We start from the raw sequence: 18,715 nt of genomic DNA on the forward strand, positions 1-18,715 counted from the left end.
GTGCCGGAGCGCGAGCGCGTTCCCCCGCACTCCCACTGCATCGTCTGCGGGGCCGCGATCCCCGAGGGAGAACGCTTCTGCAGCGAGAAATGCCGTCGCGAGTACGAGCGCCGACGCCGGCGGGCCACCCTCACCCACTGGATCCTCGCGGGCGGCCTGATCGCCCTCGGCATCGTCCTCCTGCTCCGCGGGGCCTAGACCCGCAGCGACTCCAGCCCCTCCCCACGACGACCACGAACGACCTCCCCCGGCGTCCTCACCCGGAGCCCCGGGCAGAAGACCTCCGAGCCCCCAGCCACGAGCCCGCCGTACTCCACCCACGTCAGGAACTCGTACCCCGGCCCCGGGGTCTCGTACTCGAACTCCTTCGGGATCCGCCCCTCGGTTCGGATCACCTCGAGCGGCTCCGCCCCGCGCACGTCCGTGGGCGCGTACCGGGGCGTCCGCGGCGGGTCCTCCAGCGGTCGCCGCCCGATCCGCACCTCCGGAGGCAGCACCCGGGGCCCGTACCTCTCCAGCGCGGCGTTCACCACGTCCACGAAGTCCTCCTCCAGCAGCAGCGTGTCGATCATCTCGCAGACGACCACGTCGGCGTTCACCTCCACGCGCCGCGCGTCGGCCCGCACCACCTCCCACCGCACGTCCCTCGGCGCGTACCTCCTGAGGTTCCGCTCCAGCAGCCGGGCCCTCCTGGGATTCCGCTCCACCGCGACGACCCGACGGGCGCCCGCGTTCGCGGCGACCACGGAGAGTGGTCCCGTCCCGGCGCCCAGGTCGGCGAACTCGGTCCCGTCGGCGTGGTCGCACACCATGCGGACGAACGCGCCCGTCCGCTCCCGGTCCCGCAGCAGGTCGTCCTGGTAGGCGTCCACGAGCAGCCGGAACCTCCCGACCGGGGTGCGGAGCGTCCGGACCAGCATGATCAGCCTTCCGCGGCCTCCTGCTGCTGCCGCTTCTTCGCCTCCTCCTCCCGCGCCTCCTCTTCCCTCCTCCCCGTCTTCAGCTTGATCACGTAGTCGGCGGCGTTCTGCAGGGCCGTGCTGAACCCCGGCTCGGCCCCGATCACGATGGTCACCTTGCCCCGCTCCTTCGCCTTCGCGATGATGGGCAGGAAGTCCGTGTCCCGCGTCATCAGGGCCAGCGCGTCCACGCTGTCGCTGTAGATGATGTCCATCGCCTCCACGGCGAGGTACACGTCCACGTCCCCCGGGATGACCCGGGGCACGAACCCCTGGTTCGCCACCGCCTCGATGAGCTTGTCCGACGCGTACTGGTTCAGGAACGCCAGGCCGATGCGGATCGTGCCCAGCTCCTCGACGAGCTCCCGAACCTCCTTCAGGCTGATGTCGAACTCGCGCCGGAGCATGTTCGGCCCGTCGATCAGCATCGCGATGTCCAGATCGCCCCGCTTGGTCTTGCGCTTGATCACGCCGCTCATGTAGTCCTTAACGGTATCCAGCAAGATCAACCACCCGCGAACACGCGCACTCGGGTTTCTCCCGGGCAAAAGTGGAAGGGAAAGGATTCCACGATCGCCGCATCCACAACGCCGGCACGGGTGAGCAACGGGACCAAGTGCGTGCAGGACTGGGCGTACAGCGCGATGGGACCGCGGTGACGGGTCACGATGCGCTTGAACGAGCCGTTCACCAGCACCATGCCGGTGGCCAGCAGCGGGAACTCGCCCAGCCCCGCGCGCCGCGGGACCCCCACCCGGGGATCCGCGTCCACCACCCCCCGGAGCAGCCCCCGTCGCTCCAGCTCCCGACGGAGGGCGCTGGAATACCCAATCAGGAGCACTTCCTCTCCGAATCGGTCCTCCACCGTGTCCACTATGATGCGGGCCCGCTCCTTTTCAGCCTTCCTGTAACTCCTAGGCAGCCGCTCGGAGAGCAGCGGCGAGACCTCGCCGGCCCGGGCGCTGGCCATGGCGTCCAGGGTCAGGGCGCTCGTCGGCGGGTCCGAGGACGAGCGCCACACGGCCTTCAACCGGCGGCCCAGGAGGCCCGAGTCCGAGGGCGGTCGGGGGTGCAGGACGGTCCCCTCGAGCCCCCCATCCGTTTTGATCATTGTAACGATATCGTCGTGGACGCGGTCCCCTCCCGGGGGTCGACGCGTCCCCGTCAGCGTGAGCACGGCGGCGATTCGATCGTCCGACCCCTCACTCCTCACCAGGCTCCTCACCACCCTGGAATAGCGCCTCCAGCGCCCGATCATCGCACTCCCCCGGCGCGTCCCGCCTCCCCACCCGCACCTCCGGCCTGCCGTAGCGCTCCAGCACCGACCTCACGACCCCGCCGGGATCGCCCGAGCCGACCACGTCCGCCAGGATCACGTACTCGCGGGCGGGTCGGCCCCCGGCGAGGATCACCGCTCCCTCGCTCACCAGCACGCGCTCGACCTCGAACCCCGCCGCCCGGAGCGCCCGCTCCAGCCGCTCCCTCAGCTCGCGCGGGCGGAGCGGTTTGGTGGCGAGGAGGTGGGCGTCGACCATGCGCCGGCTCACGCCTGCTCGACCTCCAGGCCCATGCCGAGGAGCTCCTGCAGCACCTCCTCGACGAACCGGGCGTACCGGCCGCGCTGCCCCATGAACGGGCCGAAGTCCCGCCGGTCGATCCACACCTTCAGGTTCGGGCCCGCGATGTCCACGTCGACGATGCGCTCCCCGATCCACGGGACCGGATGGATGTCCGCGATGAAGTCGATGAAGTCCAGCGTCAGGTGCGTGACGACGATCCGCATGTTCGTCTCCGCCTCGATGTTCTCGATCCGCTCGCCCCCAGTGCCGACCACCCGGCCCACGTGCCCCTCCTTGGTCACGATCACGGCCTGCGGCACGTTCTCCGTGTCGATCTCCAGGTCCTCGGCGATGGGCTCCACGTACAGGACCGTGAGCACGTCGGCGTCCGGAGCCTCCACCCGGACCACGTCCATGATCTCCCGCTCCACGTCGTTCAGCTCGCGGTTGCGGACGCGGATCTCCAGCTGCAGGTGCACGCCCCGCTCCGCGCCCGGCCGCACGATGTCCCGCGTGCCCAGGTCGATCACCGCGGCCTTGGGCTCCTCGGCCAGGATCTCCCGCATGACCGTCGCGCCGCACCGCTCCACGTCGATGTCCTTCTGGAAGACCGGATCGCCCGTGATCAGCAGGCGCGAGTTGTGACCCATCCGCGCCAGTACCTCGCCCGCGTTCTCCGGCAGCATGTTCTGAACCTCGTCCAGCAGGATCACGGCGTCGTCGAACGTGCGCCCCCGAACGAAGTGCGTGTCCACGATCATGATCTTCTCCTCCTCGATCATCCGCCGGAGCTCCTTCCGCCCCGTGAACTGCGAGAGCACGTCCATCACCGGCGTGACGACCATCTCCTCGAACTTCTCCGGCACGTCGGCGGAGCTCATCTCCTCCTTCGTCGCCACGTCCACGAGCGGCCGCGTGACGATGAACCGATCGTACTCGCCCTCCATCACCGCCTTCACGCCGTACGCGGCGCAGAAGAGCGTCTTACCCGTACCCGTCGGCCCGAACGCGGCCACGATCTCGTTCTCCTCGTCCAGCAGGGCCTCGTACAGCTCCTTCTGACCGTCCGTCTGGGGCTCCACCCCGAGCAGGTCCTCCACCATCCGCCGCGCACCCCCGGCCGTCATCTGCCGAACCTTCGCTCCCGCTTCTGAAACTCCCGGATCGCCCGGAGCAGATCGATCTTGCGGAACTCCGGCCAGTACACGTCCACGAAGTACAGCTCGGAGTACGCGGAGTACCACAGGAGGAAGTTACTCAACCGCTCCTCACCACTCGTCCGGATGATGAGCTCCGGATCGGGCAGGTCACCCACGTAGACGTACTCGCGGAACGTCTCCTCGTCTATGCTGCGGGGATCGAGCCGACCCGATTTAACGTCTTGGGCGATCTCCCGCACCGCGTCGATGATCTCCTGGCGGCCCCCGTACGCCACCGCCACGTTCAGGAACCGCTCCGAGTACTCCCTCGTCGCCTCCTCCGCCTCCCGAATCGCCTCCCGCACCCGACGCGGCAGCAGGTGCAACCGACCCATCGCCCGCACGGCGACCCGACGCCGATGAATCCGCTCGCTCCGGGCCAGCTCCCTGAACCGCTCCTCCATCAGGTCGAACAGGTGACGCAGCTCCTCCTTCGGCCGGTTCAGGTTCTCGGTGGAGAGCGCGTAAACCGTGACGATCCTAACCCCGATGTCGAAGCACCAGTCCAGCACCTCCTCCAGCTTATCCGCCCCGTACCGATGCCCCTCCCAGGGCTTCAACCCCAACTCGCGGGCGAACCTACGGTTCCCATCCATAATGATGCCCACATGCTCGGGCACCTTACCCCGACGCACCCTCCGCTCCAACATCCTCTCGTACATCTTATATACCGGCTTGAGGGAGGCCCGGACGACCTGCCTCATCACGCGACGCGGATTCACGGACGCGATGCGACCGAACGCGGACGTTAACCCCTCCCACCCCCTGACGGGGGGTCGAACCGTTGATCGGGCTGATCTCGGACACCCACGACAACTTGCGGGCCGTGCGCGAGCTGGCGGACCGAATGAACGACGAGGGCGTCGAAGTCGTGCTGCACGCCGGCGACTACGTCGCTCCCTTCACGCTCCCCGAGCTCGCTAAAATCGACTGCGAGGAGTTTATAGGCGTTTTCGGAAACAACGACGGAGAACGCGATTTCCTCCGCGAGAAGGCGGAGGAGATCGGCTTTAACCTGGTCGGCGAGGTCTTCACGGGCGAGGTCCTGGGGCTGAAGGTCGCCATGGTGCACGGGACCGAGGAGGCCATCGTCGAGGCCCTCGCCCGCTCCGGCCAGTACGACGTGGTCGTCTACGGCCACACCCACGAGCCCGAGGAGCGCCGGGTGGGAGACACCCTCGTCGTGAACCCGGGCGAGGCCTGCGGGTACGTGACCGGCCGCCGCACCGCGGCCCTCCTGGACCCCGACGAACGAACGGTCGAGCTGATCGAGTTCTGACCCCGCACTCCGATGACGAGCACGGCCTTCGCCCGACGGGGTGATGATATCCACCCGAGCCGAGGAGTCCGCCCCTTCACCCGCCCCGACCTGGACGACCCCAGGCTGGCGAACCTCCTCCAAGCCCGCACCCCCGACTACCCGACCCTCCTCGCCGCCCTCGCCGCCCCCGTCCGCTGGTACACGCTCCGTGTGAACACGCTGAAGGCGGACCCGGAGGACGTCCTGGAGCTCCTGTCCCGGGAGCTACCGGACCACCGCGTCCGACCCTCCCCGTACTCCGAGCACGCCGTGGAGATCGAGGTGAAGGGACCCCACCGAGTGCGCCCCGACGAGGAGCGGGTCGTGGTGGCCGACAAGTTCGCCGCCGAGAGCGTGTACGTGGGGGCCGACCTGTACGCCCCCGGGGTGCTCCAGGCCGAGGGCGTGAGGCGTGGAGATCGGGTGGTCGTCGTCTCCGAGCGGGGCCACCCCGTGGCCCTCGGCGTGGCCGAGATGGACGGGGACGAGATGGAGGAGCGGGACCGGGGGCTGGCCGTCCGCGTCGACCGACCCGTGTACCGGGCTCCCAAGGTGCGCGCCACCCGGGCCCACGCCCGGGGCTGGATCTACTCCCAGGGCCTCCCCTCCATCCTCGCCGTCGAGGCCCTCGACCCGCGGCCCGGAGAGTCCGTCATCGACCTCTGCGCGGCCCCCGGGGGCAAGTGCTCCCACGTCGCCCAGCTCACGGGCCCCGACTCCAAGATCGTCGCCATCGACCGGTCCAAACCCCGGCTGGAGAGGATGGAGCGACGACTGCGACGGCTCGGCATCGACTGGGTCCGGGTGATCCACGGGGATGCCCGACGCGTCTGCCGCCGACTCCGGGAGCGGTTCGACGTGGCGATCGTGGACCCGCCCTGCACCGCCCTGGGCGTGCGGCCCAAACTGTGGATCGAGGCCACCTACGAGGAGTGCCTGGGCCTGCCCTCGTACCAGTTCTCGCTGCTCCGGGCCGCCCACCGGGTTCTAAGACCGGGCGGCCGCCTCCTCTACGCCACCTGCACGCTGACCCGCGAAGAGAACGAGCTCGTCGTCCGCCGGGCGGTCGAGGAGCTGGGCATGGAGCCGGTCACCGAGGCACTTAAGCCCGCGAACCCCGCCGGGGACGGCGCGCTCTTCCTCCCCCACCGAGCGGACACGCCCGGGTTTTTCTACGCCGTGCTCAGGAAGGAGTAGGCGGGTAGCGCGGTGAACTGGAAGCTCAACCGGAAGATGGTGCTGGCCACGGCCGCCGGCGTCGCCCTCCTCGCCCTGATGATCTGGTCGTTCAACCCGGGCCAGATCGCCTCCGCGCTCCGACGAGCGAACCCGTACATCCTGGTGCTGGCCACCCTCGTCCAGCTCGCCGACCTCCTCCTCTGGGCCGCCCGATGGTACTTCGTGCTCCAACGGGCCGGCATTCGGGCCCCCTTCCGACTCACCTTCCTGATCAACAACGCGTCGATGCTCATCAACAACGTGACCCCGAGCGCCCGCAGCGGGGGCGAGCCCCTGCGCATCTACCTGCTCTCCCGACTCACCGGATGCCGGGCCCGCGACGTGGCCTCCTCCGTGGTCATAGACCGGATCCTGGACTACTTCCCCATCGTCGCGCTCCTGCTACTCGGACTCGCGTCGCTGCTCCAGAGCGGAAGCCGCATGACCCAGCTACTCGCGGCGAGCGTGCTGGCACTCACGCTCGCGCTCGCGTTTTCCGTTTGGATCATGGCCAACGAGAGGATAATTCTCCGTTTCGGCACGCTCCTCTCCCGACTCCTGTCCCGAGTCCGACGGGACGACGTCGACGCGCGCCGCGTCGAGCGCTGGATCCGGCGCTTCGTCCGCAACTTCCGGCGGCTGCTCTCCGACCCGTGCACGCTGGCCTGCGGCACCGCGATCTCCTTCGCCATCTGGACCTGCGAGATCCTCCGCACCTACCTCGTCTTCACCGCCCTCGACCGCGCCGTACCCCTGTCCGTGATCGTGGTGGGGTTCACCGTCTCCATGCTCGTAGGCGTGCTGCCCCTGCTCCCCGGCGGCCTGGGCGCGATCGAGGTCTCCGCGGCCTCCGCGTACGCGGCGCTGGGCGTCGATCGGGGCATCAGCGCCGCCGCGGTCCTACTTGACAGGGTAATCTCTTATTGGATGGTCAACGCGATCGGGCTGGCGAGCCTACTGCACATCTCCCGCAGGAGGGGCAGGGGAGAGCTGCACGATGCCGTACGAGCTGGGCAAGGTGGAGACGATCATCCGACCCTCCGATGAGGGGGTCGTGTCCGCCGACCAGCAGGTCCTCGCCACCGTCAGCCTGCACCGCGGCCCCACCATCATCGCCGAGGTGGACCCTCGCCTGGCCGGTGAGCTGGAGGAGGACGATCACGTGATCGTGGACCTCCCGCTCGTCCCCTCCCCCAACGAGGCCCGCCCGCAGCCCAGGATAGTTAAAATTATTAAGGACGAGAAACTCGTGAACCGCATGAAGGCGGAGATCGAGAAGGAGCCGGAGGCGGTCGTGCCCGCCGTAGTTCCCGGACACCCGCCCACACCCCCGCCGGAGGACATGTTCGGCTAATTAGCGCCAAGGGGCCCACGATCGATGATCTTCCGCCGCAAAAGGCCCGAGGAGGAGGACGAGGGCGAGGAGGGTCCCAAGCTCAAGCTGTCGGTCGGCGGTGGAGGGAGTGAAGAAGAGGGAGGAGGGGACGAGGGACCACCCAAGCTAAAGCTCCCCAAGCCCGAGAAGGCCCGGGAGGAGCGAGAGGAGGGGGAAGGGAAGGAAGAGGAGAAGTCGGGCGGCGCGATCAAGCTCAAGCTCAAACCGCCCAAGCCGGAGGCCGCGGAGGAGGCCGAGGAGGAAGAGGAAGAGGAGGCCAAACCCGCCCCCGCCCCGGCCCCCGAGAGGGAGGAGGAAGAGGAAGAAAAGGAGCCCGAGGCGGCCCCGAGCTCCGAGGATCTGGAGCGGCTGAAGCGGGAGAACGAGAGACTCAGGCGCGAGCTGGAGGAGTGGAAGGACAAGGCCGAGAGCGCGATCGGGGAGCGCGACAGGCTCCGGGAAGAGGTCAAGCGCCTCAAGGAGGAGCTGAAGGAGCGGGAGGAGGAGCTGGACCGGTACGTCAAGGCCACCAAGCGCCTGAAGGAGAAGATCGAGGAGCTGAAGTCCAAGTACGAGGAGCTCAAGTCCAAGGCGGAGGAGTACCGGGAGAAGTACGAGGAGGCCACTCAGAAGCAGCAGGAGCTTAAGGACAAGCTGGAGGACCTATCCGAGCAGAACAAGAAGCTGGTGAAGAGCGTCAAGAAGCTCAAGAGCAAGTACGAGAAGATCAAGGAGGAGAAGGAGAAGCTCGAGCGCAAGCTGGAGGAGCTGTCCGAGGCGGAGGAGCGAATCGAGGAGCTCAAGTCCAAGATCGAGGAGCTGAAGCGGGAGCGCGACGAGCTCCGGAAGCAGCTCGAGCAGCTCTCCTCGGAGAACGAGCGGCTCCAGTCCAAGCTGAAGGAGGCGGAGAAGCGGATCAAGGAGCTGAGCTCCAAGCTCAAGGATCGCGAGAGGAAGCTCCGGAAGTCTCGGAAGCAGGTCAAGAAGCTGCGCCGGGAGCTCAAGCGGAAGGACGAGGAGATCGAGAAGCTCAAGAAGAAGGTCTCCCAGCTCACCGCTCAGATCAAGCGGTACGAGGAGGGCGAGCAGCTGCTCATCCCGGCCGGCACCGAGATGGCCGTGGCGCGCGTCAACGGCAGCCTCGTCGTGGGCAAGGGCTCCTCCATCCAGTCGATGCACGACGAGGAGCCCATCCTCATCAAGGAGAGCGTCAGCATCCGGGACAACTCGCGCGTCCACGGCACCATCGTCGCCAAGGAGGTGGAGATCGGGAAGGGAGTCAAGGTGCTGGGCGACGTGATCTCCAAGGACGGCGTCCGGATCCGCGAGGGGGCCGAGATCACCGGCAACGTCGTCTCCCAGGACGCCGTCGAGCTCGGCTCGGGCGTGCGGATCGACGGGTCGATCGTGGTCGGATCCGACGCCTCGCTGGCCAGCAACGTGAGCGTGTCCGGCATCATCGTCGCCCCGGGCAAGGTAAAGGCTTCGGATCGACTGTCCGCCTCCGCCGTCATCTGCAAGGAGCTGGAAACGACGGGCTCCGTCGAGTGCGAGTACATCCTCTCCGACGAGCGCGTCAAGCTCGGCGACGGCAGCACCGTGAAGACCGTCATCGTGAAGGAGGGCCCCGTCGAGCAGGGTGCCAGCTCCTGCATCTACAACGGGTCGCTGTCCGTCCGGGACGCCGACGGGCTCACCCTGTACGTGGACGGGGACGCGTTCGACACGCCCGAGGCCAACGACGTCCTGAAGAAGATCCTCTCCCGCACCGAGTTCCTGGGGCCGCTGAAGCTCGTGGACGACCGCAACAGCGCCCGGTTCGTGCTGGAGAGCCTCACCGACATCGGCGTCTCCGAGCTGGTCCGGGAGATCCGGGAGGAGCTCGGCGTCTAGGCGAGCAGGCCCCGCCTCCTCCCCACGTACCAGTGCACCGACCGACCTTCCCGCTCGAACCCCCTACCCCGAATTCTCCACCCCTTCCCCTCCCTGAAGGCCCTGCACAGCTCCCTACCGGACCCCCCGCCCAACGTCAGCTCGTTCTCGTCCTCCAGGTACCGGACGGTGACCTCCTCCCCGCTCCCGACCCTCACCCGCTCCTTCACCCGACCGTTCACCTTCAGCACCGCACGATCCGACTCCAGCACCAGCTCGTAAAAGTCCAGGTGATCCACCACCTCACTCCCGACCACGAGCGAACGCTCCGGCACGTCCCCCTCCACCCTGGCCCCCGCCCCGATCACCGACCAGCGACCCACGCGCGCCCCGCGCACGAGGGCTCGCATCCCCACGAAGCAGCGCTCTCCCACCCGGGACGACTCCACCCGCGCCCCGTCGCCGACGAACGTCAACGGCCCCAGCTCCGCGTCCCGGACGGTGCAGTGGGCGGACACGCTCACCCGCTTGTGCAGCACCGAGCCGACGACCCGGCTGAAGTTGGAGACCATCGCGCCGCCGTGCACGGTGGACCGCGAGAGCTCCGTGAAGGCCGCGATCCGGGCGTTGCCCCGCACGCGCACGTCCCGGGCGCGCACGTGCTGCGGGTGCTTGAAGGCGGGACACTCGAAAACGTCATCCCGTTTCCTGATCTTGAACCATCGATTCGCCGGAGCGCGCTCCGGATCCACCACCACGGTCAGGTCCAGGAACACCCGGCGACCCCACCACCGCTCCAGCCTCCTGCGCGCCTCCACACCGATCCTCCGCACCGTGCGGCCGCCGCGACCGATCACGGTGCCCTTGAGCGACCCCTTGTGAACGACCAGCTCCGCCCGCACGTACAGGACGTCGCGCCTCCTCAGCCCGGGTCGAACCTCGAGAACGTCCACCCCCACCTCCCGGGGCAGCGAGCCGTGGAGAACGCGCCGGAGGGCCTCCCGGATGGCCCGGTGCGCGTCACTCCTCCACCTGGACGATGTAGTACTCGTAGTTCGGTCTCCGCTGCGCCCGGACCGCCTCCTGCTCACACACGTACACCACCAGGCAGGGGTGCGGGGCCTCCACGTACCGGACGTCTCCCCGCCGCGTCGTGATCGCGGCCAGCGGGTCCCCCTTCCTGAGCCGGTCCCCCACGTCGGCGATCGGGGTGACCACGTACCCCTCCACCGGGACCTGGTACACCCGCTCTCCGGGCCGCAGGAACACCAGCGATCTCCGGTCCGGCGGCTCGATGATCACGTGCCGGGTGACTCGGGCCTCCAGGGCGTCGAACGCGGCCCTCGCCTCCTCGTACACGACCTTACGGCAGACGACCGGTTCCTCCAGCTCCTCGAGCAGGCGCTCGGCCAGCTCCCGCGAGCGCACGACGATCCGATGATCCTCATCCGTCAGTATGAACTCCTCGTCCGGGAGCCCGCCCTCGAGCTCCTCCTCATCCACCTCCAGGAAGAACCGGGGTAGAGGCAACGACCTACACTCCCTAGAACTCCCGCTCGACCACGAAGTCCGCCACCGCCTCGAGGAACTCCCGGTGCTCGTTCCCCGGCAGCCGACTCAGGGCCTCCTTCGCGGCCTCCGCGTACTCGCGCGCCCGCTCCCGGGCGTAGTCTATCGCCCCGAGCTCCCGAAGGATCTCGATCACCTCCAGCACCTCCTCCCGGGAGGCGTCCTCGTTGCCCAGCACGCTCAGGATCCGCTCCCGCTGCCCCTCGTCCGCCCGCTCCAGCCCCTTGATGACGATGAGCGTCTTCTTGCCCTCGACGATGTCGCTGCCGACCGGCTTGCCCAGCTTCGACTCGTCCCCCACCAGGTCCAGCACGTCGTCCTGGATCTGGAAGGCGATACCGAGGTTCTCCCCGTACTCGGCCAACGCGGTCAGCTGGTCGTCGTCGGCCCCCGCCTTGAGCCCGCCGACCACGCAGGAGGCTCGGATGAGCGCGGCCGTCTTCTTGCGCACCATCTCCAGGAACTCCTCCTCCGTCACGTCGTCCCGCTCCTCGAACTCCAGGTCCATGGCCTGCCCCTCGCAGATCTCCGTGCAGGCGCGGGCCAGCTCCCTCACCGCCCGGATGTCTCCACCCTCGGCGGCCACCTCGAACGCCTTGGAGAAGAGCGTGTCCCCGGCGAGGATGGCGACGGGGACGTTCCAGCGGACGTGGACCGCCTCCACGCCGCGACGCTCCTCGTCCTCGTCCATGATATCATCGTGGATCAGCGTGAACGTGTGGATGAGCTCCACGGCTGCCGCCTCCGGGAGCACGTCCTCCGGGGCGCCGCCCAGGGCCTGGCAGGACTTGATGGCGAGCAGGGGTCGGAAGCGCTTGCCCCCGGCCTCGATCAAATGCCAGCAGGCGTCGTACAGCTCCGCGGCCCCACCCCGGGGCAGCACCTCCCGGATCTTGTCGTCCACCAGCTCCCCGGCCCGCTCCAGCTCCTCGAGCACCCGATCATGCATTTCCCTCTCCCCTTTTTCAGATGGGTAACTCGATCCGGGTGCCGTCCAGCGTTAGGAACAGGTCCGTATTGATTTCGTACCCCTCCTGCGCGGCCAGCTCCGCGTAGGCCGCCAGCATGTCCGGGTCCCCGTGCGCCGGCACGATGAACTCGGGCTGCAGCATGCGGAGCAAGAGCCGATGGTCCTCCCGGCCGGCGTGCCCGGAGACGTGCACGTCCTTGAACATCTTCACGCCCTTCAGCCGAAGCTTGGTCTCGAGCTTGTACCGGTTGGACCGGTTGATGGGGGACGGGATGACGGAGGAGGAGAAGATCACCCCATCCTGCTCGGTCAACCGGTAGGGGAGCTCGTCGTCCGCCATCCGGGTCAGCACGGCGCCGGGCTCGCCCTGGTGCCCCGTCACGATGAGCAGGTACTCCTCCTTCTCCTCGCACGCGCGCTCCAACCCGCGCCGGATCGTGTCCGGCTTGTCGTAGATCCGCGCCCCGGCCGGCAGGTTCAGCAGCCCCAGCTCCTCGGCCACGCGGCCGTACTTGCCCAGGGAGCGACCCGCGAGCACGACCCGCCGACCGAGCCGGTCCGCGGTGTCCGCGATGGCCTGAATGCGCTCGATGTGTGAGGAGAACGTGGTCACGATGATCCCCTCGGTCTCCTCGTCCGCGAAGCGCAGGACGTCGCTGACCATCTCCCGGGCCACGGACTCGGACGGGGTCTTGATCTCCTCGGCGACCCGAAGACTCTCCGGGATGAGCAGCAGCACGCCCTCCTTCCCCAGCTGCTTCAACCGCTTGTAGTCCGGCTGGTAACCGATCATCTGGTGATCGTCGAACTTGAAGTCGCACGCGTACACGATCGCCCCGTAAGGGGTGTGGAGGACCGGCAGCACGCTGCCCGGGATGCTGTGGCTGATGGGCACGAACTCCAGCCGCAGCCGCCGCGAGATCTGCACCTCATCCCCCGGCTCGACCGCGTACAGGTTCACCCGCACCTCCTCGGCCTCCTCCGCGTACCGCTCCTCGTTCTCCAGGTCCCGCTTCACCAGCTCGATGGTGAACCGGGTCCCGAACACCGGGCACCGGTACCGGAACAAGAGCTTGGGGACGGCGCCGATGTGATCCAGGTGCGCGTGCGAGAGGGCCACGGCCACCGCCTTGGACCGGTACCGACGCAGTATCGTGTCATCCGGGATCGCCTTCACGTCCCGCAGCTCCCGGGTGGACGCCTTGGGGAAATCCTTCCGGAACACGAGGGACTTGTCCAGCGACATGCCGCAGTCGAAGATCACGAGCTCGTCGTCCACCCGCACGGCCGTCATGTTCCGGCCACCGGCCTCCCCGTACCCTCCGACCGCGAACACCTCCACGCCCAACCGCTAACACCCCTGACGGCGATCGCCCGAGCAGACCCGCTCGGGATCGATCCCTCGACACTCCAACCACTCCTTAAGCCGCCCGTGAACCACGATCGGAACCCTGCTCATCTCCTCCACGGTCCGGCACCCGGTCATCAGCATCGCGATCCTGGCCTCCCTGGCCACGGTCCTCAGGAACCGCACGCACCCCGACACGCCCTCGGACAGCACCTTCCGAAGCACCGGCAGGGCCATCCCCGCGCAGTCCCCGCCCAGCGCCAGCACCTTCGCCACGTCCAGCCCGTCCCGCACGCCGCCGGTCCCGATCACGGTGACGTCGGGCCCCACCACCCGCCTCACCTCCAGGATCGAGGCGGCGGTCGGCACCCCCCACCGCGAGAACGCGCGGCCCACGGGCGCCTCCCCGTGCGCCCGAGAGCGCACGGACTCCACCACCGCCCAGTTCGTACCGCCCGCCCCGCCCACGTCGATCCCGTCCACGACGTCCTTGACCAGCTCCGCGTCCTCGGCCGACACGCCCGTCCCCGTCTCCTTCAACACCACGGGCACGTCCACGGCCTCCCGCACCTCCTCCAGCGTCTCCACGAACCCCGACGCGTCGGGCTCCCCCTCCAGCTGCACCGCCTCCTGCAGCACGTTCACGTGCACGGCCAGCGCGTCCGCGTCCACCATGTCCACGACCTCCACCGCCAGGTCCGCCCCACCCTCCCGCAACTGCGGCAGCCCGATGTTCGCCAGCACCAGCCCATCCGGGTACTCCTCCCGCACGACCTCGAACGTCCACCGCACCTCCGGATCCTCCACCCCAGCCCGCTGACTACCCACGCCGATCCCGATCCCCAGCTTCCGCGCGACCATCCCCAGCCTCCGATTGATCTCCCCCGTCTTCGGGTGACCCCCCGTCATCCCCGCGATGATGAGCGGAAACGACAGCTCCTTCCCGAACAGCCGCACCCGCGTGTCCACCTCGTCCATGTCCAGCTCCGGCAGCGCCCGGTGCACCAGGTGCACGCACTCGAAGAGCGGGCTCGCGTCGGACTCCACGTCCTCCCACACGCAGGCCAACACGTGCTCCCACTTCCGCTCCCTAGTCCCGCCGGACCACCCGCGTTCCAACGCGCTCCCCCCGCAGGAACCTATCCACGTTGTCCGGATCGCTCGCGTCGAAGAGGAACACCTCCACCCCGGCCTCCGCGATCCGAGCCGCCCGCCGCAGCTTCTCCGCGATCCCGCCCGTCACGTCCACCCCGGCCGCTCCCTCCAACCGCTCCGCCAGCGCCCGCGCCTCCCCCGGGGTCAACTCCTTAAACGGCTCCCCCACCCCCGGCCGCTCCGGGTACACCCCGTCCACGTCCATCCCGAAGCCCACCCGATCCACCCGCAGCACCGCCAACCGCTCCAGAATCTCATCCCCCGACATGATCCGGAACCCGTCCCCAGCCGGCACCACGTCCCCGTACAGCATCGGCACGCAGCCCCGCTCCAACACCTCCACCACCACGTTCACTGAGCGCAGCAACACCGCCGGCGGCAGCGCGTACACCCGCACCCCCGCCTCCACCGCCGCCCGTTCCATCACCCCCACCAACTCGTGCATCGCCTCCCGGACCCGCGTAACCCCCTCCTCCAACGACCCCACCCGACGGGCCTCGTAGTGCCCGAACGAGCCCCCACCGTGCACCAGGATCAGCCGACCCTCCCAGCCCACCAGCCGCTCCATGAGCTCCCGGATCAACCCCTCCCGGGCCGTCCTCGGCCGACGCTTGTCCGTGATCACGCTGCCCCCCAGCTTCAACGCCCGGATCAGCCCCACCACCCCCGGCGATGAGGACACCCGAGGCCTCGGGGAACCGATGACCGAAGCGGTGGGCGACCGAGCCCCCTCGGGGGCCGCCCCTTGAAACCGATCACCCTCGTGCGCCCCTCCGGCGAGGTCACGGCCAAGAGCCCCGTCGTCCGCAAGACCCTCCTCGGCGAGCTCGCCGCCCGCCTCGAACGGCGCACGGGCGAGGTCGTGCGCGTGAAGGGCCCCCGGCTGATCGTCCGCGGCCACCACGAGAAGGAGGCCGCCCGAGAGTTCGGCGTCGCCGGCGCCCTCCCCGGCTACGAGGTCAAACCCCGCCCCCAGACCGTGCTAAAGGCGTTCAGGAGACTACTCCGGGACGCGCCGGAGCGCATCCGGCTCGACGTGCGCTCCCACCACCCGAACGTCTCCGGCCGCTCCCTGTACGACGCCGCCCGCGACCTGGCGGAGGCCTCCGGGCACACCGTGACCAAATCCGCCCCCCGCGTGCTCCTCGAGGTCCACGACGACGCCGCCTACGCGTGCGGACCGGAGGAACCGGGCCCCGAGGGCCTCCCCGTCGGCACCCAGGGCACCGCCCTCACCCTCCTCTCCGGCGGACTCGACAGCCCCGTCGCCGCCTGGATGGCCATGCGACGCGGCCTCGAGTGCCGCGGCCTCCACCTCTTCGTGACCGAGTCCGAGCTCAAGGCGGCCGAGGAGAACGAGAGGATCCTCCGAAGGTGGGACCCCGGGTTCAAGCTGCACGTCGACGAGTCCCACCGGGAGTTCCTGGAGACGGCGGAAGAGCGGCTCTCCGGCCGCCTCGAACGCTACCTGTGCGTCGTCTGCAAGATGCGTATGATCGAGCGCGCCTGCGAGTGGGCCGAACGACTGGGCTGCGAGTGCCTGATCACGGGCGACTCGCTGGGCCAGGTGGCGAGCCAAACGGTGTGGAACCTACGGCTCGAGGAACGAACGGCCCGCCTCCCCATCTTCCGACCGCTGATCGGGATGAACAAGCCCGAGATCGTCCGATACGGGCGCCGCATCGGGATCCCACAGCGCGACCCGGGCCGATGCCCCTTCGTCCCCGACCGACCCATCGTCAAGCCCAGGGAACGAGAGGCGCTTAGGGCCTACCGGAAAGTCAAGGAGGCGCGATAAAGACCCACCGAAACGCGAGACGACGCGCAGATGGTAACTCCCGTCCCCTACCCACCCATGGGGCCCACCCCGATGTTCTCCCCTTTTCCGAAAACGAAGGGGGCCTCGACCCGACCCCACTCACCCGACACCGGGCCTCGGAGTTCGTTCGCCACGGCGTGATCACCCTCGAACCCGACCGACCCCTGTGGAGCGCAATCAAGGCCATGGTGCTTCACCGCGTCCCCGGAATCGCGCTCCTGAACGAGCGCGGTCCCGTGAGGGTGATCGAGGAGGCGGACGTGATCCGGGCCCTGCGCTCCCTAGAAGGGGACGCACTCCGGGCCGAGGCGTGGAGGTTCTCCCGCCCCGGGGCGACGATCGCCCCGGACGACTCCCTGCTGGACGCCGCGGTCGAGATCGTGCGAAGGGGCGTCACGCACGCGCTCGTGCGCTCCCCCGGCTCCCGCCGGGGCGTCTACGGAACCCTCTTCGCGATCGACATTGCCCGCGCGTTGACCGGCAACTACCGGGGCCACCACGTCCCGCCCCGGTTCCGGTCCTCTACGGGGACACCCCGCGTGGAGCGACCGCCGCGCGGGCCCGAGCGCCTGTCGGTGGGCGACGTGAGGTGGAGGCAGCCGCTCGCGCTGGACGCGTCCTCCTCGATCGCCCAGGTCGCCCGCGCCGTCGGCGAGCGACACCGCAGGTACGCGGTCCTGCTGGAGGGCGGGCGCCCGGTGGGCCGCGTCGGCGACCGCGAGGTCCTGGCGGCCCTCCTGGACGCGATCGCCCGCCGCCGTGACCTGGGGCGGCTCCGAGCGGTCGACTACGCACGGAGCGTCGTTACCGTCTCCCCCAACACGCCACTGCCCGAGGCCCTGTGGGAGATGGTGAAGGAGTTCTCGGATCGCGCCTACGTGGTCCGTCGGGGCGAGCCCGTCGGGGTGGTGCCCGTGGCGGACGCCGTGTACGTGCTGGCGACCGTCGAGGGGCGGTGACCCGGACAAAGGTGATAACGCCGCGCGCCCGGGGCCGCCCGGGGCCGCCGCTTGGAAGAGGTCCTCCGAGGCCGCGTCTGGGTGTTCGGGGACAACGTGGACACGGATCAGATCATCCCGGGCCGGTACCTGACCACCCAGGACCCCGAGGAGCTGGCCAGGCACGTGATGGAGGGCGCGGACCCGGAGTTCCCGGAGAAGGTGCGGGAGGGTGACATCCTCGTCGCGGGTCGGAACTTCGGGTGCGGGTCTTCCCGGGAGCACGCGCCGATCGCGCTCAAGGCGGCCGGGATCGCGTGCGTGGTCGCCGAGTCCTTCGCCCGGATCTTCTACCGGAACGCCGTGAACGTGGGGCTGCCCGTGATCGTGTGCCCCGGCGCGACCGACGCGTTCGAGACGGGGCACGAGGCGGAGGTGCGGCTGACCGAGGGGGTGATCCGGAACCTCACGACCGGGGAGGAGCTGGAGGCGAAGCCGCTGCCGAGGTTCATGATGCGGATCCTCGAGGCGGGTGGTCTGGTGGAGCTGATCCGGAGGCACGGGCCGGAGGCGCTGAAGGGGTGACGGCCGTTGTACAGGATCGCCGTGGTGCCGGGCGACGGGATCGGTCCCGAGGTGATCGAGGCCGCCCTGCACGTGATCGAGCCCCTGATCGACGCCGAGTTCGTGGAGTGCGAGGCGGGCGACGCGTGCGCGGAGCGGCGCGGGGACCCGCTCCCGGAGGAGACGCTGGAGACCTGCCGGGAGGCCGACGCGGTGCTGTTCGGAGCGGCCGGGGAGACCGCGGCCGACGTCATCGTCCGCCTGCGGCAGGAGCTGGACCTGTACGCGAACATCCGGCCCGTCCGCGGCTTCGAGGGGCTCCGGGAGCTCACGGGCGAGCCGTACGTGCGCGACGACGCGGATCTCGTGATCGTGCGCGAGAACACGGAGGGCCTGTACGCGGGCGTGGAGGGCCGCTTCCGGGACGCCGCCTACACGCTGAGGATCATCACGGAGGAGGGGACCCGGAGGATCGCGGAGATCGCGTGCGACATCGCCGAGGACCGGGGCGCCGACGCGGTCACGTGCGTGCACAAGGCGAACGTGATGCGAGAGACGTGCGGCCTGTTCCGGGACGTCTGCAGGGAGGTGGTGGAGGACCGGGGCCTGAAGTTCGAGGAGTACTACGTGGACGCCGCCGCCATGTTCCTGATCACCGAACCCGAGCGCTTCGACGTGGTGGTCACGCCGAACATGTTCGGCGACATTCTCTCGGACGAGGCCGCGGCCCTCGTGGGCGGGCTCGGCCTGGCGCCGAGCGCGAACGTGGGGGACGAGCACGCGCTGTTCGAGCCCGTGCACGGGTCCGCCCCCGACATCGCCGGCAAGGGCATCGCCAACCCCCTCGCCGCCATCCTCTCCGCCGCCATG

General features: G+C 69.1%; 22 protein-coding genes. 10 read left to right on the forward strand and 12 right to left on the reverse strand.

All coding sequences use genetic code 11. The annotated features are described in order from the left end of the window. A complete protein-coding gene (locus ACXJJV_RS02455) occupies positions 1–198 on the forward strand; it encodes a DUF2116 family Zn-ribbon domain-containing protein (RefSeq protein WP_456466590.1) in 198 nt (65 codons plus the stop codon). Here the strand turns inward: ACXJJV_RS02455 and ACXJJV_RS02460 are convergent. From ACXJJV_RS02460 to uppS, 6 genes are read right to left on the reverse strand one after another with little or no spacing between them, the layout of a single operon-like run. Continuing rightward, positions 195–920, reverse strand: a complete 726-nt coding sequence (locus tag ACXJJV_RS02460) for a methyltransferase domain-containing protein (RefSeq protein WP_456466591.1) — start codon at positions 918–920, stop codon at positions 195–197. The genes ACXJJV_RS02455 and ACXJJV_RS02460 overlap by 4 nt on opposite strands. A 2-nt stretch (positions 921–922) precedes the next feature. Next, positions 923–1,462, reverse strand: a complete 540-nt coding sequence (locus ACXJJV_RS02465; protein ID WP_456466592.1) for a TIGR00288 family NYN domain-containing protein — start codon at positions 1,460–1,462, stop codon at positions 923–925. Positions 1,463–1,464: 2 nt separating this feature from the next. Then, a complete protein-coding gene (locus tag ACXJJV_RS02470) occupies positions 1,465–2,217 on the reverse strand; it encodes a hypothetical protein (protein ID WP_456466593.1) in 753 nt (250 codons plus the stop codon). Continuing rightward, complete coding sequence (locus ACXJJV_RS02475; RefSeq protein WP_456466594.1) at positions 2,162–2,506, reverse strand: hypothetical protein; 345 nt, start codon at positions 2,504–2,506, stop codon at positions 2,162–2,164. Before ACXJJV_RS02475 ends, ACXJJV_RS02470 begins: the two co-directional genes overlap by 56 nt. Further along, positions 2,503–3,621, reverse strand: a complete 1,119-nt coding sequence (locus ACXJJV_RS02480; RefSeq protein WP_456466595.1) for a PhoH family protein — start codon at positions 3,619–3,621, stop codon at positions 2,503–2,505. Before ACXJJV_RS02480 ends, ACXJJV_RS02475 begins: the two co-directional genes overlap by 4 nt. A 20-nt stretch (positions 3,622–3,641) precedes the next feature. Further along, a complete protein-coding gene (uppS, locus tag ACXJJV_RS02485) occupies positions 3,642–4,421 on the reverse strand; it encodes a polyprenyl diphosphate synthase (RefSeq protein WP_456466596.1) in 780 nt (259 codons plus the stop codon). Positions 4,422–4,501: 80 nt separating this feature from the next. Between uppS and ACXJJV_RS02490 the strand changes: the two genes are divergently transcribed. The 5 genes from ACXJJV_RS02490 to ACXJJV_RS02510 are packed head-to-tail and all read left to right on the forward strand — an operon-like array spanning position 4,502 to position 9,503. Beyond that, on the forward strand, positions 4,502–4,996 hold the full coding sequence (locus tag ACXJJV_RS02490; RefSeq protein ID WP_456466597.1) for a metallophosphoesterase: 495 nt from the start codon (positions 4,502–4,504) through the stop codon (positions 4,994–4,996). Positions 4,997–5,008: 12 nt separating this feature from the next. Further along, entirely contained in the window at positions 5,009–6,214 is a 1,206-nt protein-coding gene (locus ACXJJV_RS02495; RefSeq protein WP_456466598.1) for a PUA domain-containing protein, read from the forward strand. A gap of 12 nt (positions 6,215–6,226) precedes the next feature. After that, on the forward strand, positions 6,227–7,282 hold the full coding sequence (locus tag ACXJJV_RS02500; protein WP_456466599.1) for a UPF0104 family protein: 1,056 nt from the start codon (positions 6,227–6,229) through the stop codon (positions 7,280–7,282). After that, positions 7,233–7,589 (forward strand): hypothetical protein, encoded by a 357-nt coding sequence (locus ACXJJV_RS02505; protein WP_456466600.1) that lies wholly within the window; start codon positions 7,233–7,235, stop codon positions 7,587–7,589. The genes ACXJJV_RS02500 and ACXJJV_RS02505 overlap by 50 nt, the downstream gene beginning before the upstream one ends. 24 nt (positions 7,590–7,613) lie before the next feature. Then, positions 7,614–9,503: a hypothetical protein gene (locus ACXJJV_RS02510; RefSeq protein ID WP_456466601.1), complete on the forward strand. Its 1,890-nt coding sequence runs from the start codon at positions 7,614–7,616 to the stop codon at positions 9,501–9,503. Here the strand turns inward: ACXJJV_RS02510 and ACXJJV_RS02515 are convergent. From ACXJJV_RS02515 to ACXJJV_RS02540, 6 genes are all read right to left on the reverse strand, one after another. Further along, positions 9,500–10,435, reverse strand: coding sequence for a KH domain-containing protein (locus ACXJJV_RS02515; protein WP_456466602.1), 936 nt, complete (start codon positions 10,433–10,435; stop codon positions 9,500–9,502). The genes ACXJJV_RS02510 and ACXJJV_RS02515 overlap by 4 nt on opposite strands. 67 nt (positions 10,436–10,502) lie before the next feature. Then, positions 10,503–11,012, reverse strand: coding sequence for a DUF2118 domain-containing protein (locus ACXJJV_RS02520; RefSeq protein ID WP_456466603.1), 510 nt, complete (start codon positions 11,010–11,012; stop codon positions 10,503–10,505). Between the two features lie 13 nt (positions 11,013–11,025). Then, entirely contained in the window at positions 11,026–12,000 is a 975-nt protein-coding gene (locus ACXJJV_RS02525) for a polyprenyl synthetase family protein (RefSeq protein WP_456466604.1), read from the reverse strand. 16 nt (positions 12,001–12,016) lie between these two features. Next, positions 12,017–13,363: an RNase J family beta-CASP ribonuclease gene (locus ACXJJV_RS02530; protein ID WP_456466614.1), complete on the reverse strand. Its 1,347-nt coding sequence runs from the start codon at positions 13,361–13,363 to the stop codon at positions 12,017–12,019. 9 nt (positions 13,364–13,372) lie between these two features. Then, positions 13,373–14,488, reverse strand: a complete 1,116-nt coding sequence (gene fni / locus ACXJJV_RS02535; protein ID WP_456466605.1) for a type 2 isopentenyl-diphosphate Delta-isomerase — start codon at positions 14,486–14,488, stop codon at positions 13,373–13,375. Continuing rightward, a complete protein-coding gene (locus ACXJJV_RS02540; protein ID WP_456466606.1) occupies positions 14,460–15,185 on the reverse strand; it encodes an isopentenyl phosphate kinase in 726 nt (241 codons plus the stop codon). Before ACXJJV_RS02540 ends, fni begins: the two co-directional genes overlap by 29 nt. A gap of 84 nt (positions 15,186–15,269) precedes the next feature. Between ACXJJV_RS02540 and ACXJJV_RS02545 the strand changes: the two genes are divergently transcribed. From ACXJJV_RS02545 to ACXJJV_RS02560, 4 genes are all read left to right on the forward strand, one after another. Then, positions 15,270–16,322 (forward strand): adenine nucleotide alpha hydrolase family protein, encoded by a 1,053-nt coding sequence (locus ACXJJV_RS02545; protein WP_456466607.1) that lies wholly within the window; start codon positions 15,270–15,272, stop codon positions 16,320–16,322. Beyond that, positions 16,319–17,302, forward strand: a complete 984-nt coding sequence (locus tag ACXJJV_RS02550) for a CBS domain-containing protein (protein WP_456466615.1) — start codon at positions 16,319–16,321, stop codon at positions 17,300–17,302. Before ACXJJV_RS02545 ends, ACXJJV_RS02550 begins: the two co-directional genes overlap by 4 nt. Positions 17,303–17,353: 51 nt before the next feature. Continuing rightward, positions 17,354–17,866, forward strand: a complete 513-nt coding sequence (locus tag ACXJJV_RS02555) for a 3-isopropylmalate dehydratase small subunit (RefSeq protein ID WP_456466608.1) — start codon at positions 17,354–17,356, stop codon at positions 17,864–17,866. A gap of 6 nt (positions 17,867–17,872) precedes the next feature. After that, the coding region (locus tag ACXJJV_RS02560) for an isocitrate/isopropylmalate dehydrogenase family protein (protein ID WP_456466609.1) at positions 17,873–18,715 on the forward strand (843 nt) is incomplete at its 3' end.

The sequence above is a fragment of the Methanopyrus sp. genome (assembly GCF_053997775.1).

Coding starts and splice junctions, on each gene's coding strand:
- ACXJJV_RS02480 (WP_456466595.1), bottom strand. CDS start 3,621: ATGGTGGAGGACCTGCTCGGGGTGGAGCCCCAGACGGACGGTCAGAAG.
- ACXJJV_RS02460 (WP_456466591.1), bottom strand. CDS start 920: ATGCTGGTCCGGACGCTCCGCACCCCGGTCGGGAGGTTCCGGCTGCTC.
- ACXJJV_RS02510 (WP_456466601.1), top strand. CDS start 7,614: ATGATCTTCCGCCGCAAAAGGCCCGAGGAGGAGGACGAGGGCGAGGAG.
- ACXJJV_RS02505 (WP_456466600.1), top strand. CDS start 7,233: ATGCCGTACGAGCTGGGCAAGGTGGAGACGATCATCCGACCCTCCGAT.
- ACXJJV_RS02525 (WP_456466604.1), bottom strand. CDS start 12,000: ATGCATGATCGGGTGCTCGAGGAGCTGGAGCGGGCCGGGGAGCTGGTG.
- ACXJJV_RS02470 (WP_456466593.1), bottom strand. CDS start 2,217: ATGATCGGGCGCTGGAGGCGCTATTCCAGGGTGGTGAGGAGCCTGGTG.
- uppS (WP_456466596.1), bottom strand. CDS start 4,421: ATGAGGCAGGTCGTCCGGGCCTCCCTCAAGCCGGTATATAAGATGTAC.
- ACXJJV_RS02495 (WP_456466598.1), top strand. CDS start 5,009: ATGACGAGCACGGCCTTCGCCCGACGGGGTGATGATATCCACCCGAGC.